The organism is Pedobacter sp. UYP24 (genome assembly GCF_054057295.1).
Window position 1 is genome coordinate 198,143 of the sequence record NZ_JBSRZD010000006.1, and the last position, 11,288, is coordinate 209,430.

General features: G+C 38.6%; 10 protein-coding genes. All 10 read right to left on the minus strand.

Annotated elements, in window-relative coordinates; all coding sequences use genetic code 11:
- Window positions 1-31 precede the first annotated feature (31 nt).
- A complete protein-coding gene (locus ACVWYN_RS12790; protein WP_457289255.1) occupies window positions 32-2,410 on the minus strand; it encodes a ribonucleoside-diphosphate reductase subunit alpha in 2,379 nt (792 codons plus the stop codon).
- Between the two features lie 64 nt (window positions 2,411-2,474).
- A complete protein-coding gene (locus tag ACVWYN_RS12795; protein WP_457289256.1) occupies window positions 2,475-3,446 on the minus strand; it encodes a ribonucleoside-diphosphate reductase small subunit in 972 nt (323 codons plus the stop codon).
- A 362-nt stretch (window positions 3,447-3,808) separates the two neighbouring features.
- Window positions 3,809-4,258, minus strand: coding sequence for a septal ring lytic transglycosylase RlpA family protein (locus ACVWYN_RS12800; RefSeq protein ID WP_457289257.1), 450 nt, complete (start codon window positions 4,256-4,258; stop codon window positions 3,809-3,811).
- A 107-nt stretch (window positions 4,259-4,365) separates the two neighbouring features.
- A complete protein-coding gene (locus ACVWYN_RS12805; RefSeq protein WP_457289258.1) occupies window positions 4,366-4,833 on the minus strand; it encodes a methionine-R-sulfoxide reductase in 468 nt (155 codons plus the stop codon).
- Between the two features lie 180 nt (window positions 4,834-5,013).
- Entirely contained in the window at window positions 5,014-5,886 is an 873-nt protein-coding gene (gene sucD, locus ACVWYN_RS12810; protein ID WP_457289259.1) for a succinate--CoA ligase subunit alpha, read from the minus strand.
- Window positions 5,887-5,937: 51 nt separating this feature from the next.
- Window positions 5,938-6,510 carry a TMEM175 family protein gene (locus ACVWYN_RS12815; RefSeq protein ID WP_457289260.1) on the minus strand — a complete coding sequence of 191 codons (573 nt, stop codon included), beginning with the start codon at window positions 6,508-6,510 and terminating at the stop codon, window positions 5,938-5,940.
- 15 nt (window positions 6,511-6,525) lie between these two features.
- Window positions 6,526-7,332, minus strand: a complete 807-nt coding sequence (locus ACVWYN_RS12820) for a 3-keto-disaccharide hydrolase (protein ID WP_457289261.1) — start codon at window positions 7,330-7,332, stop codon at window positions 6,526-6,528.
- Entirely contained in the window at window positions 7,329-8,603 is a 1,275-nt protein-coding gene (gene dctA / locus ACVWYN_RS12825) for a C4-dicarboxylate transporter DctA (protein WP_457289262.1), read from the minus strand. The genes ACVWYN_RS12820 and dctA overlap by 4 nt, the downstream gene beginning before the upstream one ends.
- An 882-nt stretch (window positions 8,604-9,485) precedes the next feature.
- Complete coding sequence (locus ACVWYN_RS12830) at window positions 9,486-10,127, minus strand: hypothetical protein (RefSeq protein ID WP_457289263.1); 642 nt, start codon at window positions 10,125-10,127, stop codon at window positions 9,486-9,488.
- Between the two features lie 217 nt (window positions 10,128-10,344).
- Window positions 10,345-10,584, minus strand: a complete 240-nt coding sequence (locus tag ACVWYN_RS12835) for a hypothetical protein (RefSeq protein ID WP_457289264.1) — start codon at window positions 10,582-10,584, stop codon at window positions 10,345-10,347.
- Window positions 10,585-11,288 lie beyond the last annotated feature (704 nt).

The following is an 11,288-nucleotide window of genomic DNA, read 5'->3' on the forward strand; positions in this document are numbered from 1 at the left end:
CTTTTGCATTCAAATATACTTGGTTAGAATATTAACCTGAACAGCTGATACAGCCTTCTTCCATGGTACAAACAGGACCTTCGATAATCTCTTCAGCGCTTTGTGAAATGTGCTCAGGAATTACCGGTTCCATATTTTTACCTGCCTGATTCTCTACTGTAAATTTAACAGCTTGTGACGCCGCCTGTGTACGCAGATAATACATACCTGTTTTCAACCCTTTCTTCCATGCATAGAAGTGCATTGAGGTTAATTTTGACGTATTTGGTGCATTGATGAATAAGTTAAGTGATTGCGACTGGCAGATGTAAGCACCCCTATCAGCAGCCATATCAATGATGCTTCGCATCTTAATCTCCCAAACTGTTTTGTACAATTCTTTGATGTAATCAGGAATCTCAGCAATATCCTGGATTGATCCGTTAGCCAGAATAATTCTGTCTTTCATGGCTGGGGTCCATAATCCAAGCGCAACAAGATCCTTTAGCAAGTGTTTGTTTACCACAATAAACTCACCACTCAATACACGTCTTGTATAAATGTTTGAAGTATATGGCTCAAAACATTCATTATTACCAAGTATTTGTGAAGTAGAAGCGGTTGGCATTGGTGCGACAAGCAGAGAGTTGTAAACACCGTCTTTTACTACCTTTTCACGTAATGTTTCCCAATCCCAACGGTTGCTGTCTGGAGTAACATTCCATAGGTCAAACTGGAACTTACCTTTAGAAAGTGGCGAACCTTTAAAAGTTTGATAAGGACCATTTTTAATGGCAAGATCATGAGAAGCCGTCATCGCTGCAAAATAGATCGTTTCAAAGATCTCTTTATTTAAAATACGGGCAGCTTCACTTTCAAAAGGCAGGCGCATTAAAATAAATGCATCTGCTAATCCCTGAACACCTAACCCTATTGGTCTGTGCCGCATGTTGGAATTCCTTGCCTCTTCAACAGGATAATAATTATAGTCAATAATATTGTTCAGGTTCAAAGTAGCCTGGTAAGTTACCTCATATAATTTCTGGTGATCAAATTCTCCGTTGATCACAAATCTTGGTAAAGCAAGGGAAGCAAGGTTACAAACCGCAACTTCATCTTTAGAAGTGTATTCGATGATCTCAGTACACAAATTAGAACTCTTGATGGTACCTAAGTTTTGCTGATTTGACTTGCTATTTGCAGCGTCTTTATATAAAAGGTAAGGAGTACCAGTTTCAATTTGTGAATCTAGTATAGCAAACCATAATTCTTGAGCCTTAATAGTTTTACGGGCTCTTCCTTCTTTTTCGTACCGCTCGTACAAAGCGTCGAATTCTGCGCTATGACAATCAGATAAACCGGGAGCCTCGTCTGGAGAGAACAAACTCCAGTCGCCGTTTTCTTCTACGCGTCTCATAAACAAATCGCATACCCAAAGTGCATAAAACAAATCACGTGCGCGCAATTCTTCCTTACCGTGGTTTTTACGAAGGTCAAGGAAGCTGAATACATCAGCATGCCAAGGCTCCAGGTAAATAGCAAATGCTCCTTTACGTTTACCCCCGCCCTGATCTACATATCTGGCTGTATCGTTAAATACCTTAAGCATTGGCACGATACCGTTACTTGTTCCGTTTGTACCACCAATATAAGCACCAGTAGCACGAATGTTATGGATGCTTAGACCAATACCACCTGCACTCTGAGATATCTTTGCTGTTTGTTTCAAAGTATCATAGATACCTTCTATGCTATCGTCCTGCATGGTTAATAGAAAGCATGATGACATCTGAGGTTTTGGTGTAGCGGCATTAAATAAGGTAGGCGTAGCATGGGTAAACCAGCGTTCACTCATTAGGTTATAAGTAGCGATAGCACTATCAATATCACCTTTGTGGATGCCTACAGACACGCGCATAAACAAATGCTGAGGGCGCTCTACAATCTGTCCATCAACCTTTAATAGATATGATTTTTCTAACGTTTTAAAACCAAAGTAATCAAAGCCGAAATCCCTGTCGTATATAATTGTGCTGTCCAGCACATCTGCATTTTCTTTGATCACTTTCCATACATCATCAGCTATTAATGAAGATGGTTTCCCTGTTTTAGCATCAATGTAGGTGTACAACATCTCCATTGTTTTAGAAAAGGACTTTATAGTATTCTTGTGTAAGTTAGATACAGCAATACGAGATGCAAGCAAAGCATAATCTGGATGCTTTGTTGTTAGCGAGGCTGCTGTTTCTGCAGCAAGGTTATCCAGCTCAGAAGTAGTAACACCGTCATAAAGACCTTCAATTACCTTTTTGGCAACATCAATAGGATCTACCAGTTCCGCATTAAAACCATAACATAACTTTTCGATACGGGCAGTTATCTTATCAAACCGCACCGCTTCTTTACGGCCATCTCTTTTTAGTACAAACATATTATTTCAGGGATTTATCTATTTTATATATAAACTATTGATTCAGCTTGATGGAAGTGTGTGATTAAAAGTCGTCATCTAAAGAAAAAGCAGAAGCTTTATCTTCTGTTGATGTCAACACACCGCTCTTTTGGTAGTCGCCCACTCTTTTCTCAAAGAAATTTGTTTTTCCCTGCAGGGAAATCATTTCCATGAAATCAAAAGGATTGGTGGTGTTATAGATCTTGGTATAACCAAGTTCGCTTACCCATCTGTCCGCCACAAATTCAATATACTGAGACATCAACTTGGCATTCATTCCAATTAGAGCTACTGGAAGTGCGTCAGTAATAAACTCCTTTTCTATTTCCACCGCATCTTTGATGATGCCATGAACTGCTGCTTCTGTTAATTTATTAGAAAGCATGCTATAAAGCAAGCAAGCAAACTCGCAGTGCATACCTTCATCTCTCGAGATCAGCTCATTGCTAAAAGTAAGTCCGGGCATTAAACCGCGTTTCTTAAGCCAGAAGATAGAGCAGAAGCTTCCGCTAAAAAAAATACCTTCTACTGCAGCAAAAGCAACCAGGCGTTCTGCAAAGTTACCGCCTTCAATCCATCTTAAAGCCCATTCTGCCTTGCGCTTAACACATGGCACCGTGTCTATTGCATGGAAAAGCCTATCTTTCTCTTCAGGATCTTTAATATAGGTATCAATCAGCAAAGCATAAGTTTCAGCATGGATATTCTCCATCATAATCTGGAAGCCGTAAAAGCACCGTGCCTCTGGCAGCTGAACTTCGCTCATGAAGTTAACCGCAAGGTTCTCGTTTACTATACCATCACTAGCAGAAAAGAATGCCAGAATATGAGAAATGAAATGACGCTCCCCGCTGTTCAGGTTGTCCCAGTGTTTTTGATCGTCAGATAGATCAATCTCCTCTGCAGTCCAAAAGCTGGCCTCACTCTTTTTGTACATTTCCCAGATTGCCGGATATTTAATAGGTAAAAGAACAAACCGATCCTTGTTTTCTCTTAAAAGTACTTCTTCTTGCATAGCCTATTTTTAATAGTGAATGATTAGGGTTGGCGCTCCATAAATATTAAAGCCTAGGAAACCGTACTTAATGATACAAGATTAAAAAATTTTGCAATTCTTAAAACCTTAAGCAATTAAATACTAAACCTTTAACTAAAAATCTGTGTGTGATTTATTAAAGAACCTTACTAAAACAAATATAAAGTATGAGGGCTTTTTTGTAGAACAAAGTTGTTAACACCCTGAGGAAATCCACTGTTAAAAAGATCAAATGATCGTCATAATCAATCTGCAAAAAAGCTAATTATTTCTTTTTAAGGAGTTAGAGAAACTTTCTTAATGTTAATAATTTAAAAAAACTGACTTTAATGGCAAGATAGTTAAGTATTATCTTCAGGTAGTAGATAGCTGATCTCAACCCGCGACTGCCCCTTTTTAAAGAAGCCAAGCTCCTTTGCGGCACCCTCTGAAAGATCTATCATGTATTTTTTAGAATGAGGGCCGCGATCGTTTACAGTTACGTCTACCGACTTACCGTTGTCCAGATTGGTTACCGTTACTATTGTTCCAAAAGGAAGGGTTAAATGTGCAGCTGTCATTTTATTGCCGCGATACCTGACTCCGCTTGTTGTTTTTCTACCTTCAAACTTCCTTGCATAGTAGGTAGCATACCCGCTCTTTAAAGACATTTTGCCTGCTTTAGCTACTTCCGCTTTCGGTGTTGTTATCACACTGTTACCTGAAATATTTGATACAAGTTCTTCAGAAGAAATTTGAGAGAAACCCAAAGAAGAAATAAGCATACCGCATAAAAATAGAAAATACTTCATATTTAATAAAGTTGGTGAGGCAGCAAACATAAGAAAACTAACCACTTATCAAAAAAATGCCCGGAAATTTATTTCCGGGCATTATAGCAATATCAGTAGGAAAAATTTTATTTCTTATCAGGAACAAAACTCATAGAGACGGAGTTTACACAGCTTCTTGTATTTTTTGCAGTAAATCCTTCCCCAATAAAAACGTGACCAAGATGCGCTTTGCAATTTGCACAAACTATTTCGGTTCTTGAACCGTCTGCATCGGGTATCCTTATCACGGCTCCCTTTATCTCATCATCAAAACTTGGCCACCCGCAATGCGATTCAAACTTAGATTCTGAACGGTATAAAGCTGCGTTACAGCGTTTGCAGATATAGGTGCCTTTTTCCTTATTATTGAGCAAGCTGCCTGTGCCAGGGTACTCAGTCCCTTTACGCACAATCACATCTTCTTCTTCTTTGGTTAACTTATTCCATTCCATATTCTTTGTAGTTTTCTTAGAATCTTCCTTTTTAGGGCGCTGTGCACAAGCAAGAAAACCTGTAATCATTAACAAGCTGCCTAATAGTAATGTTTTATTCATCAAAGCTTTCATCTATAAATTTGATTAGTTAAAGCAATATACGCACATCATAGTTGTTAAGTTTTACATCCATGACATAATAAGGTCATTATGATTTGCGGCCTTGAGTGGCCTTACGCTAAAAAGAAAAGCTCCGATGAGATTCACCAGAGCTTTTCTTTTTTATACAAGAAGTTCTTCTTATTTCTTTAGAAGAGCAATCATTGCTTCGCCAATTTCAGCAGGGCTTTCCACCACTGTGATACCACACTCTGCCATGATTTTCATTTTGGCTGCTGCGGTATCATCTGCGCCACCAACAATTGCACCTGCATGACCCATTCTACGTCCTGCTGGAGCTGTCTGACCAGCAATAAATCCAACAACCGGCTTAGTTCCGTTTTCTTTAATCCAGTATGCGGCTTCTGCCTCCATACCACCACCAATCTCACCAATCATAATGATACCCTCAGTTTCAGGATCATTCATCAACAGCTCAACAGCTTCTTTAGTGGTTGTACCAATAATTGGGTCGCCACCAATACCAATTGCAGTAGTGATACCTAAACCGGCTTTTACCACCTGATCAACTGCTTCATACGTCAAGGTTCCAGATTTAGAAACCACACCTACTGTACCTTTTTTAAAGATAAAGCCCGGCATGATACCGATCTTAGCTTCTCCTGCGGTGATTACACCCGGACAATTCGGACCAATTAAACGGCAGTCTTTATCAGAAATATATTCTTTAACCTGGATCATATCCTTTGTAGGGATACCCTCAGTAATACAAACAATAACTTTAATACCAGCTTCAGCGGCTTCCATAATAGCGTCTGCAGCAAAAGCGGGCGGAACAAATATGATGGATACATTTGCACCGGCTTTATCAACAGCGTCTTTAACAGTGTTGAATACCGGTTTATCAAGGTGAGTTTGCCCACCTTTACCTGGCGTAACACCGCCTACAACATCAGTTCCATATTCAATCATTTGAGAAGCATGATAAGTACCCTCATTACCAGTAAAGCCCTGAACAATAACTTTTGAATCTTTATTTACTAAAACACTCATGTATCCTTATTTTTTTGTTGCAAACTTAGATAAAATTGTTCTTAAAAACAATTACGCCAGCTTCTTCTCAACCCTTTTTTCTGGTATAAACCAAATTACCGCTACAAGCACATAACAGGTAATGCCTACATAAGGAGTAATAAAACTACCTCCTATTGCCACTACATAGAGTATTGTAGAGACAATATTTTTAGTGCGACTACGAAAAGTAGACGCAAAATCAGAGTCTGGGCCATGAAGCCTCAATAGCGTTTGCTCCAATATAAAATAAGCCAGAGCTGCCATTAGCATTACACAACCATAAAGCACAACAGGTATGGTTCCATAGTGGTTTTCACCCATCCATGCGGTAGCAAAGGGGAATAGCGACAACCAAAAAAGCAGATGCAAATTGGCCCAGAGGACTTTCCCGTTCACCTTTTTAACCATTTGCATCATGTGGTGATGGTTGTTCCAATAAATTCCGACGTAAATAAAGCTCAGTACATAACTCATAAAAATGGGTAGCAGTTTAACAATAGCGTGTATGCTACTATCATGTGGTACTTTTAATTCCAGTACCATAATGGTGATAATGATGGCCAACACCCCATCACTAAATGCTTCTAACCTATTCTTATTCATAAAAAACTAATGCGCCTATCTCTTTTTTAACTGTTTAATTCTAATATTTCTAAAGTCTACCGGTTGTCCTTCACTCTGCAAAGCGACAAAACCACTACTCAGCAACTTGCCATCCTGTTTATATTTTGGATCATATCCATGGGCAATACCGCCACCTATCTGCGGTTTCGAATATTGCAGCACAGTATCTCCATTTATGATGTGTGTAATAAGCGAATCACCTAAAACGATCAACTCACCCCTCACCCACTGATCTCCCTCGTAAGTTTTAGAGGTAGAGTTGATGCAATGATCGGTCGCAATTTTTCCTTTATACACCACATCTGTTCCAGGCGAGCACATATTACCCGTTGGTCTTGAACGGCCATCACCCAGACCGCCCAGCAGCTGCATCTCTATGGATATTGGCCAGTCCTGCTCTTTCAACATCGTTCTTGGATCCTGCGAATGGAACATAACGCCGCTGTTCATTAGTGTATAGTCGGGCGCGCCCCTTTGCTGTTTACCCACAAAGCGATACTCATATTTTAAGTGATAATAAGAGAAGGGTGTTTTGTAGTAAAGGTGACCAAACTGGTTGTTAAAGTCTCCGTACTGATCGTAACGAACCTGGATAATGCCGTCAACCACCCTAAACGTATTGCCAAAATTCTCACCTACCTCATGGTGGTATATTTTTACGAACCAGTCTTTAATGTCTTTACCGTTAAACAACGGCTTAAATCCTACTTCCGCATCTTCGGCAGCGCTGTTTTTTTTAATGCCACCGCAACTCATTGTAACAGCACATAAAACTAATATTAATGCTAATTTATTTCTCATAGTGTACTTTCCTCATTTCTCTCTATTGTTGCTGGCTGTATTGCCAGTCTGTATTTTTCTTCATCAAATTCATTCTCGCTCTTGGCAATAACAATTGTAGCAATGCCGTTACCTATCATATTGGTAATTGCACGGGCTTCAGACATAAATCGATCCACCCCCAGCAAAATAGCAATATGTTCTACAGGCATAATTTTCAAAGCTGTTAAAGTTGAGGCCAACACAATAAACCCACTACCAGTAACTCCCGCAGCTCCTTTAGAGGTAACCATCAAAACGGCCAGAACGCTTAATTGCTGACCGATAGACAGGTTTATGTTAAAAACTTGGCAAAGAAAAATCACAGCCATCGACAGATAAATTGCGGTTCCATCCAAATTAAACGAATATCCCGTTGGGATAACCAAGCCAACTACAGATTTCTTGCAACCTATTGCCTCCATCTTTTGCATCATACTGGGCAAAACAGACTCTGATGATGAGGTCCCTAAAACGATCAGGATCTCCTGTCTGATGTATTTAAGGTATTGCCATAGGCTAAATCTATAAAACCGGCAAATGCCATTAAGCACTATAAAAATAAATAGCAGGCAGGTCAAATACACAGCGCCCATAAGTTTTGCCATGGGCAGCAAAGTTTCCAGGCCGTAAGTACCAACGCTATACGCCATCCCCCCAAATGCACCTATTGGGGCTATGCGCATCACCACTTTCATCATATTAAAGAGAACTTTAGATATTTTATCGAATGTGCTAAGCAGAGACTGTCCACTTTCTCCCATTTTATTAAGGCCATAACCAAACAGAATGGCAAAGAATAAGATTTGCAGGATTTCCTCTTTTGTAAAAGCTTCGAAAATATTATGCGGAATAATATGTGCCAGAAACTCTAGCCAGTTTATACCACCTGCCTGCTCTGTGTATGTTTTTAGCTTTTCAACATCACCTCCGGCTACTTTTAACCCTACACCGGGCTTTAAAAGATTAGCCACTACCATACCTATAACAATCGCAAAAGTAGTTACAACCTCAAAATATAGCAATGCCTTTCCTCCTACTCTGCCTACTTTTCTCATATCGCCCATGTGCGCAATACCCAAAACTATCGTCAGGAATATAATAGGCGCAATGAGCATACTTATCATGTTGATAAAACTCTGACTGATCAGTTTTGCCTGCGGGGCAAAGCCCGGGTAAAGCGCGCCAACCAATACACCCAAAGTAATAGCAACCAAAACCTGGAAGGTCAAGTTGGAAAGTATAGATTTCATTTTACTAGTATAAGAAATTTTTTACAACAACCTCCACATTTTGTCCATCAATATCCCCAATTCAAAATCTTGGTATTCAAAAAATCTTAGTTATAAGTCATTTTAGTGACCTTTCTAAAAATGGCGTTCAATTTGCATTAGCATTAGTATAGGGATAAATGAAAGGGCGCATCGATCACAAATTGGTGCGGCCGTTTCCGGATAGGTAGAATGGCTTTGAGGGATGCCATTCTGCTGATCCCCGGAAAAAATAAAAGTGGCTGTCTCAATATACTGAGATGGCCTTTTTATTGAATTTTTAACCGCATAACATCTTCTGCTTCTTTGGGCATGCGATAGTATTTACCGGTCAAGGCATTCTAATTAACAATATGTATAGGCATTTCATTTTTGTTCCCACGAGTAGAACGGTCGACATACTATAATAGTGCAACTTACATCTTAACTCGTAAAGTTTAAACTTCGTTTTTTAACGATCGGTTAAACCTTTATCTCTTTTACAATTTTAATGTATCGGTAACAGGTGGCGATGGGTATCCGTAGCCAGAAATCTTTTCCTGTTAGATTGTTGTGTATCCATATTCAGTCAGTGCATTAAATTTCAAATCTAAATCTAGATCTGCAGCACTTACTCTTGCGTCGCCAATTTTCATGTTATTTTATTACCAAAAACTCATTATCAAAAATATAAAATTCATTTTGATTAATGGAATGGGTTTATGAGAATCGACAAAAAGAAAAAAGATATTTTAGGCTTAAATGCAATAGGTATGATTTATTTAAAGGCATGGGTTTACGCACAAGATAAATTATTAAATAACGAGGGAATAATGATATTCTTATTCTGTGAAGTCTGAGTCTGAATAGAGGTTATAATAACCTCTATTTATTAAGGTCTTCAAGTAGATCAAAAGACGTTGCTACAATGTAAGGCTGTCCGTAATCATAACTGTCCGGGTAATGCTCACTGCTAAACAAAAGAACACAAAGGTGTCCTAATTTTGGCTGTAAGTCTTTAATTTTATAATTTATATTGTGTCGTTGCAGTACTGGAAGGTAATAATTTAATAGTGCGGTGGGCGCTTCAAGGTTGAATTCCGCATTCGTCTTTAAAAGAGTTGGTAAGAAACCGAATATCCTATGAAATTGCACCCAATTGCCACATTTTTCATTATGAATTACTAACAGTTCTCCCATCAATAAAGAAATATCTTTACATGAACCACCATCAGTGATAGAGAAAATAGTCTTCGAATCGTAGTTTAGAAGAATAGGATGATCTTGAAGGACCTTGATTCCGTAAAATGGGATTAAATAGCCCGCTCTTAAACGCTGATTAGCAAAGCCTTCGCAAGCAATATTCCACTGTTTTACCAAGGCAGAATCTTCTTCAAAATCTTCATATTGGGCCTCAAGCGACACAATCATTCTTGCGGTTCTGGGTTTTAAATCAAGGCCTGTTAAATAAAAAGACCAATCTTTGAAAAAATCTTTTGAGTTTGTAAGGTTTATTAGCTGTTCCATCTATTGGTTTTTAGCACCCTGTGAGAATACAATTTTACGGCCTTATTCTTTTGAATTTACTAAGGAGTCTGCTTGAAAATTAAACTTTTTTCAAAACTTGCCTGGTACTCATTAGTAACAGTAGTTTATATAGGGATAACCCTTGATGTACTGTCGCCCGACTGCAAAAGCAAAGCTATTTTGATTAAAGAATGATTTGGTGGTCCCGCCCTCATTTTTATACAACCGGTTTGATCTTAGTGAATAGCCAAATAGAAACCGCTACTAAAATCAAATCATAAACCAGATAGGGCAAAACATACAAGTATGCAGACTGGCTGTACCCAGGAATTTCAACAACCGATCTTTTTACATAAGCAAATGGAAAGCCTGCTTCAGCAAAAGAAAATTGGTTCCACAAGAAAGGCAGTGCAGAGATCAATACAAAAGATACAACAAATAGTAGAGCGATTTTCATATTTTCTAATTATCAGCGTTAAAGTAAAATAATATTAGAGTAAAAACAAACAAATTTTTTCATGTCCGATCCTGCTAAGTAAGATTTCTCTTCTTGCAGTAGCAAAGTCTTCACTATCAATTATATTGAAAGCTGCGCAGACTGCATAAATAAATAAAAGCAGTATTGATCCGACGAGGTACTTACCTTTCTCAGACAGGTGATTTTGGCTATGCTGGATCAAAAAGTAACACTAAATCACACTATGAAGAAATTCAATCTGCTATGTTGATTATCAAATAACGGTGGAGTTTTTATAACACCCTTAAGTTTGCTTGTAAGATAACCGGCAAGATACCGCTAAAGAAAAAAGGCAAAACATCCATAAAATTCACATCATGTAACACCACTTTCGAAGGTACACGTCAGGATAATACAAATATAGCTCCATTCCTCACAGGGGTGTTATAGCACTCAAACCACTTTTACAGGTACTTTGGAGGGGGAAAGGGTACCTTTAGTGCTCCAAGATACCTAGTATCCTGCACTAAACCCTCTAAAAACGATGTAGGTGGTATTGAAAATATAAAAGAATCAACTGATATCAACGCTGTCTTCGCTTTGGGATCATTGACTAGTCCTAAATAAACTTTACATCAATACGAACAAAATTATTTATTAATTTTAAGAAGAGATGTCAAAGGAAATTAAGGGAAAAAAGTATG